Below are 16789 nucleotides of genomic sequence, written 5' to 3' on the forward strand. Positions count from 1 at the left end.
ACCCCAAGGACGCAAAAGTCATGACCCAAGCCCGCGATATGGTAGCAGAAATCGAGACGCTTGGCGAAAAGCTGGCCGAGGCCAAGGCGTCGATCAACCGGCGCTTTATCGGACAGGAGCGGGTCGTTGATCTGACACTGACGGCGCTGCTGTGTGGCGGGCACGGGTTGCTGATCGGTCTGCCAGGACTGGGCAAGACGCGGTTGGTCGAAACGCTCAGCACAGTGATGGGGTTGGATGGCAATCGGGTCCAGTTCACGCCCGATCTGATGCCTGCCGATATTCTGGGGTCAGAGGTGCTGGACACCGCCGCCGACGGCACCCGCGCATTCCGTTTTGTCGAAGGCCCGATTTTTTGCCAACTGCTGATGGCGGACGAGATCAACCGCGCCTCGCCGCGCACTCAATCCGCGTTGTTGCAGGCGATGCAGGAAAAAACTGTGACCGTCGCTGGACAGGACCGCGCCTTGGGGCATCCGTTTCACGTGCTCGCCACCCAGAATCCGATTGAACAAGAGGGCACCTACCCGCTGCCCGAGGCCCAGCTTGATCGTTTCCTCGTGCAGATCGACGTCGCCTATCCCGACCGCGATACAGAACGCGATATCCTAATGGCGACCACGGGCGATACCGATGCGCAGGCCACGGCTGTGTTTACCACGTCAGAGCTGCTGGCCGCGCAAACGCTGCTGCGGCAGATGCCGGTCGGTGAATCCGTGGTCGAGCTGATCCTTGATCTGGTCCGCGCCTTCCGCCCTGACGGTCCCGACGCCAGCCGACACGTGCGCGATACCGTGGCGTGGGGCCCCGGCCCCCGTGCTGCGCAGGCGTTGATGTTGACCGTGCGGGCGCGCGCCTTGCTGCAAGGGCGGTTGGCCCCTTCGGCCGAGGATGTGATTGATATGGCCCGCCCCGTTTTGATGCACCGAATGGCACTGAACTTTGCCGCGCGCGCACGGGGTGACAGCCTGAACACGTTGATCGACACAACCACGGCCAGCCTGATCGGGAAAAAGGCCGCGGCGTGAACAGCCCCGAAACCCTTCGCATCCGATCCGAGGAGCAAGCGGCCCGTTTGCCCGCGCTGCTGGCCCGTGCAGAGCATCTGGCCGGCGCGGTTCTGCTGGGCGCGCATGGACGTCGTCGCGCAGGGGTGGGGGATGACTTCTGGCAATACCGGCCGGCGCAGGTCGGCGACAGTCGGCGCAGCATTGACCACCGGCGTTCGGCGATGGGGGACCACGAATTTGTGCGCGAACGCGAATGGCAGATCGCGCAGTCCGTCATGCTCTGGGTCGATCAGGGGGCCTCGATGCGCTTTGCCTCGACCGCCGCGCTGGACCAGAAAGCTGACCGCGCACGGCTGCTGGGACTGGCGCTGGCGGTTTTGCTGCGACGGGGCGGTGAACGCGTCGGCCTGACCGGCAGCGCCCTGCCTCCGCGGTCGGGCAGGCCCCAGATTTTGCGACTTGCCGAAGCGCTGTGTCAGGACGACGCCGCGGATTATGCGCCGCCCGAGCACCGTGCCATGATCCCCCAAGCGCGGGCTGTATTTATCTCTGACTTCATGGGCGATCTTGCGGGGGTCGCCACGGCCCTGACCAAGGCCGCCGACCGCGGCGTGCGGGGCGTGTTGCTCCATGTGCTTGACCCCTCGGAAGAGGCCTTCCCGTTTACCGGCCGCACCATCTTTGAAAGCGTCGGCGGCACCTTGCGTCATGAAACGTTGAAGGCGAACGACCTGAAACACCGCTATCTTGAACGGCTCGCCGAACGTAAGGCAGAGCTGCAGCAACTTTGCGCCCTGACCGGCTGGCAGTACGGGCTGCACCACACTGACAGCACGGCGCAATCGGCACTGCTGTGGCTGTATGGTGCGCTGGATACGCGCAGCGGGGGGGCGGCATGACCGTGTTCGGGGGTATCGGTTTTACCGCGCCTTGGATGCTGCTTGCGCTTCTGGCGCTGCCGATCCTGTGGCTGATCTTGCGGGCTGTGCCACCTGCGCCGATCCGCCGCCGTTTTCCCGGCGTGGCGCTTTTACTCGGCCTCAGCGATGCCGAAAGCGTGTCGGACCGCACGCCGTGGTGGCTGCTGTTTTTGCGCATGCTTGCCGTGGCGGCGCTGATTATCGGGCTGGCTGGACCTATCCTGAACCCGCAAGAGGAACAGACCCAAGGCACCGGCCCGCTGCTGATCGTACTTGACGGGTCGTGGGCGGGTGCTACCCGTTGGCCGCAACAAACCGAAGCGCTCGAGGCGCAGCTGACCCGTGCGGCGCGCGCCGGACGCACCGTTGGCTTCCTGACCCTCACCCGACCAGAGGCACCCGCCTTTCAGTCTGCCGACGCAGGGCGCAGCCGGCTGGCCGGGTTCAAGCCCGCACCATGGCAACCCGCCCCCACCGATATCGACCGCGCGATTGAGATTACCAACACACTGGGCGGGTTCGATACGGTTTGGTTCAGTGACGGGCTCGCCTATGACGGGCGCGATGCGATGCTTGAGGCGTTACAGAATCAGGGCAGCGTAGAGGTGTACCAGACCGGCGCCGATGTGCTGGCGATGGCGCCCGCAACCTATGAGGACGGGGCGATCACCCTTACCGTCAAACGCGCCCTGCCCACTGCCGAACGTGCCGTGACAATCAATGCACAGGGCCGCGATCCGGCGGGGAATATGCGCACCCTCGCCAGTGTGCCCGCCACATTCGAAGCGGGATCGACGCAGGCCACCGCCGCCCTGTCGCTCCCCGCTGAACTGCGCGCCCGGATCACCCGGTTTGACATTGCAGGCCAACGCTCGGCCGGGGCGACAACGCTTGTGGACGATGCGTTGCGGCGGCGCGAGGTCGGGCTGATTGCCGGGCGCGAGAACCGCGAGGGGCTAGAGCTGCTGTCGCCGCTACATTATATCGAGCAAGCCTTGGCCCCCGCCGCCGATCTGATTGACGGCGCGCTTGGCGATGTGCTGCCCGCCAACCCCGATGTGATCGTGCTGGCCGATATCGCGACCCTGTCCGAGGCAGAACAGGCACCGCTGCTCGACTGGATCGAAGCGGGCGGGATGTTGGTCCGTTTTGCTGGGCCACGCATTGCCGCCAGCGATATCAGCCGCGACACCGAAGACCCGCTGATGCCCGTGCGCCTGCGGTCTGGCGGCCGAAGCGTTGGCGGCGCGATGAGCTGGGGAGCCCCTAAAACACTCGATGCTTTCCGCGAAACCTCTCCGTTTTTCGGATTGGAAATACCGGAGGATGTGACTGTATCCGCGCAGGTCGTCGCACAGCCCGATCCCACCCTGTCGGACCGCGTGATCGCGGCGCTCAGCGATGGCACGCCGCTCGTCACACGCAAGCAACTGGGTCAGGGGCAGATCATCTTGTTTCACGTAACCGCTACAGCCGAATGGTCAACGCTGCCGCTGTCGGGGCTATTTGTGCAGATGATGGAACGGTTAGCGATTTCTTCATCTTCAGCCGGTATCGAGGCCTCGGAGCTGCAAGGGACGACGTGGACACCCCTGCGGGTAATGGACGGGTTCGGCACGTTGTCCGACGCGGGCACGCTGCCGGGTGTGGATGGCGCTGATCTGGCGGATGCCCCTGCGGGGCCGAATTTGCAGCCGGGGGTCTATGCCTCTGGCGAAAGGCGTATTGCGCGCAACGTGGTGGTGGCTGATACCACGCTTGGGCCTGCAACGTGGCCTGCGGACGTGCCAGTGCGCGGGCTTGATGTCGTGGATGAACGGCCGCTTGCCGGATGGCTGTTGTCGCTGTCGATTCTGCTGTTGCTGGCCGATGTTGTCGCGTCGCTGTCCCTGTCTGGGCGGCTTCTGAAACACAGCAATGCCGCAGGTCTGATCCTTGCCGCGCTGATCTATGGGCCGACGCAGGCTGATGCGCAGGCAGACGACAGCTTTGCCCTCAACGCCACGGCAGAGATGACGCTGGCCTATGTAGTCACCGGCAACGCGTCGGTCGACGAGATGTCAGATGCCGGATTGCGTGGGCTGTCGGATACGCTCTATTTCCGCACGTCGGTTGAACCCGCCAATCCCATCGGCGTCAATCTCGAACGGGACGAGCTTGCGTTCTTCCCCATGCTTTATTGGCCCATCACGCCAGAGCAGCCCCGCCCTTCGGATGCGGCCTATACCAAGCTGAACACCTATTTGCGGTCCGGCGGGATGATCCTGTTTGACACGCGTGATGCGAATATCGCGGGATTCGGAGCCGCCAGCCCCAATGGCCGCAAGCTGCAAGACCTCGCCGCCCCGCTGGACATCCCGCCGCTAGAGCCCCTGCCTGCGGATCACGTTCTGACCCGCACGTTCTATCTGCTGCAGGACTTCCCCGGACGGCACAGCGGGCGCGATCTGTGGGTAGAGGCATCGGCCCCCGATGCTGAGCAGGTAGAAGGAATGCCATTTCGCAATCTCAACGATGGCGTCAGCCCGGTTGTGATTGGCGGCAACGATTGGGCCGCGGCTTGGGCCGTGTCGCCGAACGGTGCCCCGATGGTACCCATCGGGCGCGGCTTTGCGGGGGAACGTCAACGCGAATTGGCATATCGGTTTGGCGTCAATCTGGTCATGCATGTGCTGACCGGTAACTATAAATCCGATCAGGTCCATGTGCCTGCGCTGCTGGACAGGTTGGGCCAATGACGTCGAGCATTATATTCGATCCGCTCATCCCTTTGCCATTATTGGCGGTGGTTGCAGCGCTGGCGCTGGCCGCCGTGGCCTTGGCAGTGCTGCGCGGGTTGCAGGGTTGGGCGCTACGCGGGGCGGCGATGGTCGTTATTCTTGCGGCCCTCGCCGGCCCCTCTGTCCAACAAGAAGATCGTGCGCCGCTCACGGATATTGTCGTGATGCTGGAAGACGCAAGCGCCAGTCAGAAACTCGCGGATCGCCCTGCACAAACCAGCACTGCCGCGGATACGCTGGCCGCCCAGATCGCGACCCGCGACAACACCGAACTGCGCCGCGTGACCGTGCCGGACAGCGAAGGGGACAGCGGTACGCAGCTGATGACTGCGCTATCAGAGGTGCTGGCTGAAGAACCGCGCGCCCGTATCGCTGGGATTCTGGCACTGAGCGACGGACGTATCCATGACGCTGATCTACCTGTGGATCTGCCCGCGCCGATGCACCTGCTGATGACCGGAAAGCAAAGCGATTGGGATCGCCGCCTGTCCGTACGCAACGCCCCTGCCTTTGCCATCATCGGCGAACCGGTAATCCTGACCCTGCGCATCGACGACCTTGGTGCCGCCCCGCAAAAAGACGCGCTGGCCCCGCTTGAAATCTCGGTCGACGGGGAGCCGCCGCAAACCTTCCGCGTACCCGTGGGGCAAGATCTCGAACTGCCCGTGACCCTGCCCCACGGCGGCCGCAACGTCATCCGGTTTTCGCTGCCCGAAGCCAAAGGAGAGCTGACCGACCGTAACAACGCTGCGCTGATCCAGATCAACGGCGTGCGGGACCGGCTGCGCGTTCTGCTGGTCAGCGGCGAACCGCACCAGGGCGGGCGCACATGGCGCAACCTACTGAAATCCGACAGTTCTGTCGATCTGGTGCATTTCACGATCCTGCGTCCGCCCGAAAAACAGGATGGCGTGCCGGTGGACGAACTGTCCCTGATCGCCTTTCCCACCCGCGAATTGTTCATGGAAAAGATCGAGGATTTCGATCTGATTATCTTTGACCGCTATAAACGACGCGGCATCCTACCGTCGCTGTATCTGGAAAACGTCGCGAATTATGTGCGCGGCGGCGGGGCCGTACTGGTCGCAGCCGGCGCGGATTTCGCCAGTGCCGACAGCATCTATCGGTCCCCATTGGGAGACGTGCTGCCCGCCACGCCTACCGCGCGGGTGATCGAACAGCCGTACCGCCCTTTGGTCTCTGAACTGGGCCACCGCCATCCGGTCACCAGCGGCTTGCCCGAACAGGACACATGGGGCCGCTGGCTGCGGCAGATCGACGTGACGGACCCCTTGGGAGATGTCGTGATGACGGGCGAAGGCGACCGACCGCTGTTGATCCTGAACCGTGTCGAAGAAGGGCGCGTTGCGCTGATGGCATCGGATCATGCGTGGCTTTGGAACCGCGGCTATGAAGGTGGGGGGCCGCAGCTTGAACTGTTGCGACGTCTAGCCCACTGGATGATGAAGGAACCAGAGCTGGAAGAAGAGGCGCTGACCGCGAACGCCGATGGCCAGACCATGCGCATCACCCGCCGTACCCTTGGCGATGAAATTCCATCTGTCACCATCACCAATCCCGATGGCAGCACCGCGCAGCTTGCACTGTCACCCACATCTCCCGGCGTATTCGAAGGCGAGTACGATGGGCCGGAGATTGGGCTATATCGGCTTGAAAATGGTGACCAAAGTGCCGTGATCGGCTTGGGCCCTGCCGCCCCGAAAGAGTTTGTCGAAACGATCGCGAGCGATGAAACGCTGGCCCCCGTACTGGCCCCCGCACGCGGCGGCGTCGCGCGGATCGAAGAGGGTCTGCCCCGTATCCGAGAGGTACGTGTCGGTCGCCCCGCTGCGGGTCGTGGATGGATTGGGCTCACACCTCGGAATGCCTATGAAACGCGGGACGTGCGCCAGATGCCGATCCTTCCGGCGTGGCTTGTTCTTTTGCTTGGCAGTGCGCTGATCCTTGCGGCATGGCTGCGCGAAGGACAACGTTAACCACGAAACCGCGCATATTGCGTGTAAAACGCTGAACCGGTTAAGCAGTTATTCACCTGCAATGCTTCATTCTCCTGTGCAGACAAGGAGGATTCGGAGCGTTGGATGAAAACGTCAGATAGGCTTGTGCAAGAACGCCGCCGCCGTGAACAGGCGGAAGCAAGGCTTGAAAGAAAGCAGGCGGAGCTTTGTGCCGCCCAAAGAAAACTTGATCAGCACGCCCAACGCGTAAGTGAAGAAATCTCCGAGACACGGGCGGAGGTCGAAAATATTCGATATAAAAACCAACGCGTCATGTCCGATCTTTGCGCAGCGCGGGAACAGGTTGAACTGACAGAGAGACGCCTGTGGCATTCGATTGAAACCATCCATGACGGCTTTGCCTTTTTTAATAAGCACAGCGAAATGATTATGGCGAACCGATCCTATCTCGCGGTGTTTGACGGTGTCGACGTTATCCGGCCCGGCGTCAGCTATTCGACCATCCTGCGCATCCTCACCGAAGAGGGGATCATTAACATCGGTCGAAACACGCCTGAGGAATGGCGCGCCAAGATGATACTGCGGTCACAGCAAAGAGCACCGGAACCGATCATCGTAAAGCTCTGGAACGGCGCTTACATCAAAATCGTCGATCAACGCGGCAAAGGTGGTGACACCGTTTCACTCGCCCGCGATATTACCGACAGCGTCGCGCATCAGCGGCAGTTGGTCGACGCCCGTGCCACGGCTGAGGCTGCCAACAGTGCTAAATCCTTGTTTCTAGCCAAGATGAGCCATGAAATACGCACTCCGATGAACGGGATCGTCGGAATGACAGATGTGCTTGGCGACACCGTGCTGACGCAGGACCAGCGGTTGTATGTCGACACAATTAAAACCTCTGGCGAAGCACTATTGGTGATTATCAACGACGTGTTGGACTTTTCCCGGATCGAAGCAGACCAGCTCAGCATCCACCCCGCCCCCTTTGATCTAGAACACGTTTTCCAAGAGGTATTGCTGCTGCTGCAACCGCTGGCAGTTCAGAAGGGACTGGACCTCGCTTTGGATTTTGACCTCTTCCTGCCACGAAAATTGATCGGGGATGCCGGGCGCATTCGACAGGTGCTGACAAATCTCGTGGGAAATGCGGTGAAGTTTACGCGAAACGGGCATATTCTTATTCGGGCCACGGGTCTGCCGGACCGTGACTCTGACAACGTGCTGATAAAAGTCTCTATCGAGGATACAGGCATCGGAATCTCCCCTGATATCATCGGTCATATCATGGGGGAATTCACCCAGGCCAGCAGCGAGCCGAGCCCGACTGCAGAAGGGGCCGGTCTGGGGCTGGCGATTTGCCAACGGTTGGTGCAGTTAATGAACGGCGAGATATGGGTCACGTCCGAGCCGGAGGTGGGGTCCTGCTTCGGGTTCGAACTTCCCCTAAAAGTGCAAGTGGACGCGGCGATGCCGACCCTGATGCCGCCTGCGTTTCTCCGACACATTCTGATCGTCGAAACGGAAACGATCTGCCGGTCCATTCTTCAGCGCAACCTGGAACATATTGGGGTACGGGTCACCACATGCACCACCGGCGCAGGCGGATTGGCAACCTTGGATGACAGTGTGGATCTGGTTCTTGTTGATCAGATCTTGCCTGATATGGACGGGCTTGAATTTGCGCGCGCCGTTCAGGCGCGTCTCTCCGCGACAGAGGTGATTTTATACAGCGAAACTCCAGATTCAATCCGGGAAAATGCGGGCGGCGTGCGTTTGCGCCGGATTATGAAAAATCCGATCAACATCACCGATCTGCTGGCGGAGCTATCGAAAGCCTCACCCTCGACGACCGGCACCCGCCCGATGCGGGTTCTCGCCGCGGAAGATAATAAAACCAACCGGCTCGTGCTGCGCAAGATGCTTCAACGGCTGAACATTGACTTACAGCTCGCCGTCGATGGAGAGGATGCAGTTAACCTGTTTGAATCCTTCCAGCCTGATCTGGTCTTCATGGATATATCCATGCCGAAAATGAACGGAAAAGAGGCCGCCTCAGCCATTCGCGCGTTAGAGAATGGGGCGTGCGACAGCTGTCCTATTGTCGCCCTGACCGCTCATGTCATTCAGGACGAGAAGGACAATATCCTAGCCGCCGGTCTGGATCATTTCCTTACGAAACCGTTACGCAAGGCGGAGATCGTGACACTATTGGAACGGTACTGCCCCCCCTCGGCCTTCCCGCTGGAGGGTCAGTTGGTGGGATAGGGACGCACAAAAATGGGTTTTTCCAGCGTGGACATATCTGGTTGCCACGCATACCCGCCGATATCAAAATCCTTGATCGCATCCGCGTCGCAAAGCCGGTTCTGTACAATGAACCTCGCCATCGCACCACGCGCTTTCTTGGCGTAGAAGCTGACAATTTTTGGACCTTTGCCGTCAGATTTATCTTCCATGAACTGTGGCGTCACGACAGCGGGGGCCAGCGCCTTCAGGTCGACCGCGCCAAAATATTCCTGACTGGCGCAGTTCACCAGAAACCTGCTGTTGGTCCGCTCTGCCTGCTGGTTCAACGCATCGGACAAACGCGCGCCCCAGTAATCGTACAGCGATTTACCCTGCGGCGTCTTCAACCGGCTGCCCATTTCAAGCCGGTAGGCCTGAATTGCATCCAAGGGGCGCAGTACGCCATAAAGCCCCGACAGTATTCGCAGATGATCCTGCGCATAGCTCACTTCATCGGAGTCCAAACTGGTCGCCTCGAGCCCTTGGTAGGTGTCGCCGGCAAAGGCAAATGCGGCGGGGCGCACAGTATCAGGGGTAGGGTTTTCTTCGAACGAGGCGAACCGATCGCTATTCAGCTGGGCCAGTTTTTCGCTCAGGTGCATCAATGATTGCAGATCACCAACGCTCAGCGCGCGGGCCACCTTGACCAAAGCCACGGCATCATCGTGCAAATCGGGCGTCGTCATCTTGACGGTGCGGGGGGTCCAGTCCATTTTTTTGGCAGGAGATATGACGGTCAGCATAGGTCTTCCTTATTTGGTCGCGGCAAGAGCTAGCCCGCTTGCTGCAGGACGTCCAGAAATGCGGGGCCAAACCTTTCAGTTCGCTTCTCGCCCAGAATACGCGCTATTGCATCGAGGTTCGGCGCGTGAAGTTGCGCCACTTTCGCCAGTAACGACGTCGAGCAGCTCAGGGGTTTTTCGCCGCCGTTCGCGCCCCGTGACAGCGTGGTTTGGACTTCTTGCAGCTGATCAAAGACGGACCCCGCGGCCCGCCCTGCCAGCTTGCGGCGCGACGGGTGCATTTCGGCCGCAGCGCCGTTGATTACCTCTAGAAACGCACCGCCGAAGTTCTCGAGCTTTTTCGCCCCAACACCGCCGATACGCGCCATCGCGTCCAATGTCGCTGGCCGTTTCTCGGCCATCTCGATCAGCGTGCGGTCATTAAAAATGATGTATGCGGGCACTTTCGCGGCCTCTGCGAGCCCCCGACGTTTCGCCTTGAGCGCCGACAGCAGTGGCGCATCTTCGTCGCTGACCATTGCTTTGACCGCAGGGCGGCGCTGCGCTGCGGCGGCACGAATACTGTCGCGGCGCAGAGAAATAGACGCCTCGCCGCGTAGAATGGGCAGCGCGGCATCGGTCATCCGCAACGCACCGTGGCGCGCCGCGTCAGGGCGCACGAGATCGTGGCCCATCATTTGTCTGAACACGGCCTGCCATTCGCGTTTGTCATATTCCTTGCCCACCCCATAGGTCGGCAAATCGCTATGCCCGCGCTCGCGGATTTTGTCCGTTTCATTGCCAAGCAGAATGTCGATCAAATGACCGGCGCCGAACCATTCCTCGGTGCGCAGCATCGCCGACAGCGCCTTGCGGACCGCCGTGGTGCCGTCGAACACGTCCACAGGAGAGTCGCAGAGGTCACAATTTTCGCAAGTCACGTCGCTTTCGTCGAAATATTTCAGCAGGTTCAGGCGACGACATTCCAGCGCTTCCGCAAGCCCCAATAGGGCGTTCAATCGGGCATGATCCGCAGCGCGCCGTTCGGGTGGGGCCAGCCCTTCGTCAATCTGACTGCGCCGCAAACGGATGTCATCGGGACCAAACAGCGTAAGCGTTTCAGCCGGGGCACCGTCGCGACCCGCGCGACCAATCTCTTGATAGTAAGCTTCAATGGATTTGGGCAGATCGGCATGGGCGACCCACCGAATGTCCGGTTTGTCGATCCCCATGCCAAAGGCCACGGTCGCCACGACGATCAGCCCGTCCTCTTGTTGAAAGCGGCGTTCTGCCGTGCGGCGGTCGTCTGCTTCCATCCCGCCGTGATAATGCAAAGACAGATGCCCGTCGTCGCGCAGCGCCTTGGCAAGCCCTTCGGTTTTTGCACGAGTGCCGCAATAGACGATGCCCGACTGCCCTTTACGCGCGCTGGCAAAGTTCAAAATCTGCGCGCGCGGTCCATTCTTGGCAGCAAAGGCCAGGTGGATATTAGGGCGGTCAAATCCGCGCAGGAAAGCGCGTGGCGGGGTGCCGTCAAAAAGCTTCTGGATGATCTCGGCTTGGGTTTCGGCATCCGCCGTCGCGGTAAAGGCGGCCAGCGGCACATCCAGCGTACGTCGCAATTCACCAATGCGCAGATAGTCGGGACGAAAATCATGGCCCCACTGGCTGACGCAATGCGCCTCGTCCACAGCGATCAATGACACGCCGACACGCTTTAACATGCCGGTGACTGACCCCGCGGCGAGCCGTTCGGGTGCCATATACAACAGCTTGAGCGTCCCCGCTTCGAGCCCTTCCCACACCGCATCGGTTTCTTCGGGCGTGTTACCCGAGGTCAGCGCCCCGGCCCCAACGCCAAGCTCTTGCAAGGCGCGTACCTGATCACGCATCAACGCAATGAGCGGAGATATAACGACTGTCACCCCATCCCGCAGCAACGCAGGCATCTGGAAACACAGGGATTTACCACCGCCGGTCGGCATAATCGCCAGTGTATTTTCACCGGCGGTCACCGCCTCTACGATCTCTTGCTGACCGGGACGGAAGCCATCGAACCCAAAGACATCACGAAGTAGCGTGGCAGCGCCTGACATGAAAAACCCAACCGTATCTAACCTGCAGCATGCAGAATCTCATAGTCGCGGGCAGGGGACAATCCCTGCCCGTGCGTCCGGCAGGGCCAAGACCCCAGCAGATGCCCGATTAGTAGAACATTGCAGCGTTGTTGATCAGCAGAATCCGTAGAACAGCGACCGCGATCAGCACAACCAACGGCGCAAGGTCAAGCCCGCCCATCTGGGGCAGAATGCTACGAACGCGACCGTAGACGGGCTCCAGCAAGCGATTGAGCCCATCCCAAACTTGCGCCACCAAAGGTTGACGAAGGTTTAAAACCTGAAAATTAATCAGCCAACTCATGATGACATGCGCGATAATGATGAACCAAACGATGTTCAGCAAGAGCATCAAGATCTGAAACAGGGATGTCATAGGGGGGGGCCTTTCATTGCACAGCGCGAACGTAGGTGCGCCCGCGTCAAAGAACAAGAGCGGCATGGCCTTGGCCCCTTCGCCCTTGTCGAATTCGCATTATTTTACGCTTGCATCGCGTTGATGACGACAGAGAAATCCAGACTATCGACTTTCAGCATCGACCAATCGGCGAAATGCCGGGTTTCGATCTGTTTTTCATCGAGGATTTTAAAGCCGCTGTGCCGCGCGTCATTGCGGATATTTTCGATCAGCCGATGTACGTCAGCTTCTTCGCCTTCCAGCACCTGACAGAAGTTGCGCCCGTTATATGCCAAGGCCCCCGTGACGCTGTGCTTTTCGTTTTCACGCACCGCGATGGTAAATATTTCTGCGACATCGGCTTTGGAAACGGATGGAACTGCGGTGCTGAAATAGAGAAGCCGGATCATCGCCATATAGGGTCTCCTAAAAATATCTTAACGGGGCATTGTTCTTGATCTTCTTTAATCAAAAGGCTTTTGAAAAGCGACCCTGTTCGAATGTCATAGGACATATCAAAACGCCCTTCCCGCTACGCGGGAGAGCCATTCGCAGACTTGCGTCGCGCCCTGTTGCTGCACTACCGTCGCTTGAAACAGGAGAGAGCAGTCATGGCAGCCACATCAGCGCGAAAGAAGATCTGGGGCTGGTACTTCTTTGACTGGGCCAGCCAGCCCTACAACACGCTCCTTTTGACGTTCATTTTCGGCCCCTATTTCGCCCAAACGGCGACGGCAAATCTGGTCGAGGGTGGTATGGCGCTCGAGGCCGCCAAGGCGCAGGCGCAAGCCTATTGGGGGTATGGCCTGACGGCTGCGGGCATCCTTATTGCGATCCTGGCACCCACGCTTGGGGCGGTTGCGGATTCAACAGGCAAGCGGATGCCGTGGATATGGCTATTTTCTGCACTGTATGTCGTGGGATCTGGCGCGCTTTGGTGGACGGCACCGCAGGATTTCTCAGTTATTTGGGCGTTGTTCTTTTTCGGTATCGGCTTGATCGGGATGGAGTTCGCGACAATATTTACCAACTCTTACCTGCCCGAGCTGCACCCTGACCCCGGCGAACGCGGGCGGCTGTCGGGGTCGGGCTGGGCGTTTGGCTATGTCGGCGGTGTTCTGGCGCTGATCGTGATGATCGCGCTTTTTCAGGCGGGTAGCACGGGGCGCACGATGGCAGGGCTAAGCCCGCTGTTCGGGCTTGATCCGGCGACCAAGGCTGACACCCGCATTGTCGGCCCGTTAACAGCGATCTGGTACGCCGTTTTCATGATCCCTTTCTTTTTATATGTGCGCGATACACCCGTCAAAGATGCCGCGCGCTACCGGGTGGGCAAAGGGTTGGCGGATCTTTGGGTCACGCTCAAGAACCTGCCGCGCCATCCTTCGCTTCTGGCCTATCTGGGGTCATCGATGTTTTATCGCGATGCCCTTAACGGAATGTACACGTTCGGTGGGATATATGCGCTTGGTGTCTTGAACTGGAGCATTATTGATATCGGGGTCTTTGGGATACTCGCGGCGATTTCCGGCGCGGTGTTCTCTTGGGTCGGGGGGCGTGTGGATCGCGCGATTGGGCCGATGCCCGTTATCGTGACCTGCTGTCTGATCCTAATCGCCACGGCTGTGCTGATTATCTCGCTGACCCCTAGCTCGATTATGGGAGTCGCGCTGGCCGAAGGGTCTGCTGTGCCCGACATCGCCTTCTACATCGCCGGTGCGCTGATCGGGGCAGCGGGGGGGGCGTTGCAGGCCTCGTCGCGCAATATGTTGACCCGTCAGGGCAACCCCGATCGCATGACCGAGGCATTTGGCCTTTACGCATTGTCGGGCAAAGCTACATCGTTTTTGGCACCGGCTTTGATCGCTGTCGCCAGCGACCTGTCGGGCAACCAGCGGATCGGGATCGCCCCCGTTGTGGGGCTGTTCATCATCGGTCTGGTTCTGTTAATCTGGGTAAAACCCAACGGAGATTTCGCCAAATGATCCTGTCCCGATTCCTCACTTGTACCGTGCTGGCCCTTGCCCTGGCGGCCTGCGGCGGGTCTTCGTCCAAGCCGAATGCAGAGGCATCCAAAGTCCTGCCAACCATCGGATCGTCGGGTGGTGCGCGCAGCAACATTCAAGCAAAGAAGCTTTTCGGCGCGAAATCCGATGGCTCTCGGCAGTCTTCCGCCGCCTACGGCAGCTATGCCAAGGGCTGCGTCGCAGGGGGACAGCAGCTGGCCGAAACCGGGCCAACCTGGCAAGCAATGCGCCTGTCGCGCAACCGCAACTGGGGCCACCCAGAGATGATCGATTACATCAAACAGCTTAGTGCAAAGGCAGCGCAGCAACCCGGTTGGGAAGGAATCTATGTCGGCGATATCAGCCAGCCGCGTGGCGGGCCGATGCTGACCGGGCACGCCAGTCACCAGATGGGTTTGGACGCGGATATTTGGATGCTCCCCCCTAATTCGCTGTCGCTTAGCCGGTCGCAGCGCGAAAACATTTCGTCCATCTCGATGCGCCGGGCCAGCGGTGCCTATGTGAACAGCAGCTGGACGCCGCAGCACCATCAGGTGCTCAAGGCCGCCGCATCCGATCCGCGTGTTGCGCGTATCTTTGTGTTCCCCGGTGCCAAGGTGCAGATGTGCGCCGATGAAAAGGGGGACCGGAGCTGGCTGCGCAAAATTCGCCCTTGGTACGGGCACCACTATCACTTCCACGTCCGGCTGAGCTGCCCGAAAGGCGCAACTGGTTGCGTTAACCAGGATCCGCCCCCCGCAGGCGACGGCTGCGCGGATGCACGTCAATGGCAGGCGAATATCCTGAACCCGCCCGCGCCGACCCCTAACGCGCCAAAGACCAAGGCAAAACCAAAGCGTGAACTGTTGCTCGCGGATCTGCCTGCGCAGTGCCAATCTGTGCTGGATTCGAACTAAACTTGCTACAGATCCTCTTTGCCCTTGGCTTTGCCTCCGCTGCGCTTGCAGCGGGCGCAAATGGCCCGATCGTGCATCACACGCAGCTGGATTGGGATAACGACGCCCCCTGGTTCGGCGGTCTGTCGGGTGTCGAAATGCGCGCGGACGGCAAACAAATGACTGTCATCAGCGACCGCGGGCGTATCATGGTGGCCGACCTGGCGCGGGATGCGCTTGGCACGTTGACGGGCTTAGAGGTGATACATTCGGTTGCCCTGCGTGATCAAAAAGGTGCGGTAATGGACAAACCCCATGCTGATGCCGAAGGGCTGGCGATTGCGCCCGATGGTAGCATCTTTATCAGCTACGAGGGGCAGCACCGTATCGCGCGCACAAATCTAGCCGATGGTACGACCGAGCAAATAATTGCCCCGCCCCAAGGTGCATTGCTAAGGGAGAATGCTGGCTTCGAGGCACTGGCAGTGGATGCCGAAGGGTCGCTGTACGCACTGCCGGAGGATACGCGCAGCAATCAAATACCGCTGTATAAGTATCAAAACGACGCGTGGAGCATTGCCGCCTACCTTGAAAAAGACAGCCCGTTCGTGCCTGTCGGTGCCGATTTCGACGATGAAGGTCGGCTATATTTACTTGAGCGAACGGTTACCCCGCTGGGGTTTCGCACCCGATTGCGGCGGATCGAACTGGCGGGCGACCAGACCTCCGCCGTGACCTTGTTGCAAACCTTGCCTGCACGGTATGACAACCTCGAGGCGCTGACCGTTTGGCGCGATGGTGTCGGGCGTACGCGTGTGACGATGATTTCAGACGATAATTTCCTATCAGTGCAGCAAACCCAGGTTATCGAGCTGACGATCACACAATAGCTTGCGCGAATGGCATGCGATCCCTACAACGCATGACTGTCTGCGATCCCCGCAGGCCAAGTCGCCGCACCCTTGCACAAAACGGTTCAAATATGACACGCACCTATCTTCCCGGCATTCTTGCTATGGCCGCCATTGTTGTGGCCTCCAATATCCTTGTTCAATTCCTGTTTGGCCAATGGCTGACATGGGGCGCGTTCACCTATCCGCTGGCGTTTCTGGTCACCGATGTGATGAACCGCGTTTACGGAAAAGACGCTGCGCGGCGGGTGGTGCTGGTTGGCTTTGTCGTTGGTCTCGCTTGCTCTTTGATCGGGACGCAGATCATGGGCGAATTCGGGCCACTAGTGACCTTGCGCATCGCGATCGGGTCCGGGGTGGCGTTTCTTGTGGCGCAATTGGTCGATGTGGCGATCTTCTCTGCGCTGCGTGATGGCAAATGGTGGCGCGCACCTTTGGCCAGCACTTTGGTTAGCAGCACGCTTGATACCATGCTGTTTTTCTCGATCTCGTTTTCCGGCGTCCTAACATTCCTACACCCCGCGACCGACGTCTCTTGGGCCTCGGAAATGCTGCCTTTGCTCGGCAGTGGCCCGGTGGCACCTCTGTGGGTGTCGCTGGCAGTTGCGGATTGGTCTGTGAAGCTGGGCATCGCGCTGATCGCGCTGATCCCGTTCCGCATTATCACCGCCCAATTGCTGCCCCGCAGCTAAAGGCCACACCTCTCGGACCCCGACTGGCGTAAAAAACATTTTGTGTTTTCGATTTACTGTGCCAGTCTTC

At 60.0% G+C, this 16789-nt stretch carries 14 protein-coding genes; 9 read left to right on the plus strand and 5 right to left on the minus strand.

What is annotated here, in order from left to right; genetic code table 11:
* Positions 1 to 20 precede the first annotated feature (20 nt).
* The 4 genes from BLQ98_RS03960 to BLQ98_RS03975 are packed head-to-tail and all read left to right on the plus strand — an operon-like array spanning position 21 to position 6707.
* Positions 21 to 1028, plus strand: a complete 1008-nt coding sequence (locus tag BLQ98_RS03960) for an AAA family ATPase (protein ID WP_093732046.1) — start codon at positions 21 to 23, stop codon at positions 1026 to 1028.
* A complete protein-coding gene (locus BLQ98_RS03965; protein ID WP_093732047.1) occupies positions 1025 to 1909 on the plus strand; it encodes a DUF58 domain-containing protein in 885 nt (294 codons plus the stop codon). Before BLQ98_RS03960 ends, BLQ98_RS03965 begins: the two co-directional genes overlap by 4 nt.
* Entirely contained in the window at positions 1906 to 4668 is a 2763-nt protein-coding gene (locus BLQ98_RS03970; RefSeq protein ID WP_093732048.1) for a DUF4159 domain-containing protein, read from the plus strand. The genes BLQ98_RS03965 and BLQ98_RS03970 overlap by 4 nt, the downstream gene beginning before the upstream one ends.
* On the plus strand, positions 4665 to 6707 hold the full coding sequence (locus tag BLQ98_RS03975) for a hypothetical protein (RefSeq protein ID WP_093732049.1): 2043 nt from the start codon (positions 4665 to 4667) through the stop codon (positions 6705 to 6707). Before BLQ98_RS03970 ends, BLQ98_RS03975 begins: the two co-directional genes overlap by 4 nt.
* Before the next feature lie 114 nt (positions 6708 to 6821).
* On the opposite strand, the gene BLQ98_RS18425 is transcribed toward BLQ98_RS03975, so the two are convergent.
* Positions 6822 to 7079: a hypothetical protein gene (locus BLQ98_RS18425; RefSeq protein ID WP_244148366.1), complete on the minus strand. Its 258-nt coding sequence runs from the start codon at positions 7077 to 7079 to the stop codon at positions 6822 to 6824.
* Positions 7080 to 7118: 39 nt separating this feature from the next.
* Between BLQ98_RS18425 and BLQ98_RS03980 the strand changes: the two genes are divergently transcribed.
* Positions 7119 to 8957 carry a response regulator gene (locus tag BLQ98_RS03980; RefSeq protein WP_244148367.1) on the plus strand — a complete coding sequence of 613 codons (1839 nt, stop codon included), beginning with the start codon at positions 7119 to 7121 and terminating at the stop codon, positions 8955 to 8957.
* On the opposite strand, the gene yaaA is transcribed toward BLQ98_RS03980, so the two are convergent.
* From yaaA to BLQ98_RS04000, 4 genes are all read right to left on the minus strand, one after another.
* On the minus strand, positions 8942 to 9721 hold the full coding sequence (gene yaaA, locus BLQ98_RS03985; protein WP_093732051.1) for a peroxide stress protein YaaA: 780 nt from the start codon (positions 9719 to 9721) through the stop codon (positions 8942 to 8944). The genes BLQ98_RS03980 and yaaA overlap by 16 nt on opposite strands.
* Before the next feature lie 29 nt (positions 9722 to 9750).
* Entirely contained in the window at positions 9751 to 11796 is a 2046-nt protein-coding gene (gene recQ / locus BLQ98_RS03990) for a DNA helicase RecQ (protein ID WP_093732052.1), read from the minus strand.
* Between the two features lie 109 nt (positions 11797 to 11905).
* A complete protein-coding gene (locus tag BLQ98_RS03995) occupies positions 11906 to 12193 on the minus strand; it encodes a YggT family protein (protein WP_093732053.1) in 288 nt (95 codons plus the stop codon).
* A 104-nt stretch (positions 12194 to 12297) separates the two neighbouring features.
* Positions 12298 to 12630: a BLUF domain-containing protein gene (locus tag BLQ98_RS04000; RefSeq protein WP_093732054.1), complete on the minus strand. Its 333-nt coding sequence runs from the start codon at positions 12628 to 12630 to the stop codon at positions 12298 to 12300.
* A gap of 195 nt (positions 12631 to 12825) precedes the next feature.
* Between BLQ98_RS04000 and BLQ98_RS04005 the strand changes: the two genes are divergently transcribed.
* The 4 genes from BLQ98_RS04005 to BLQ98_RS04020 all read left to right on the plus strand — a co-directional run bounded on the left by BLQ98_RS04005 (position 12826) and on the right by BLQ98_RS04020 (position 16719).
* Positions 12826 to 14199 carry an MFS transporter gene (locus BLQ98_RS04005; protein ID WP_093732055.1) on the plus strand — a complete coding sequence of 458 codons (1374 nt, stop codon included), beginning with the start codon at positions 12826 to 12828 and terminating at the stop codon, positions 14197 to 14199.
* Positions 14196 to 15137, plus strand: coding sequence for a penicillin-insensitive murein endopeptidase (gene mepA / locus BLQ98_RS04010; RefSeq protein ID WP_093732056.1), 942 nt, complete (start codon positions 14196 to 14198; stop codon positions 15135 to 15137). The genes BLQ98_RS04005 and mepA overlap by 4 nt, the downstream gene beginning before the upstream one ends.
* Positions 15138 to 15139: 2 nt before the next feature.
* A complete protein-coding gene (locus BLQ98_RS04015) occupies positions 15140 to 16006 on the plus strand; it encodes an esterase-like activity of phytase family protein (protein ID WP_093732057.1) in 867 nt (288 codons plus the stop codon).
* A 92-nt stretch (positions 16007 to 16098) separates the two neighbouring features.
* A complete protein-coding gene (locus tag BLQ98_RS04020) occupies positions 16099 to 16719 on the plus strand; it encodes a queuosine precursor transporter (protein ID WP_093732058.1) in 621 nt (206 codons plus the stop codon).
* Positions 16720 to 16789 lie beyond the last annotated feature (70 nt).

The organism is Sulfitobacter litoralis (genome assembly GCF_900103185.1).
Taxonomy (GTDB): domain Bacteria; phylum Pseudomonadota; class Alphaproteobacteria; order Rhodobacterales; family Rhodobacteraceae; genus Sulfitobacter; species Sulfitobacter litoralis.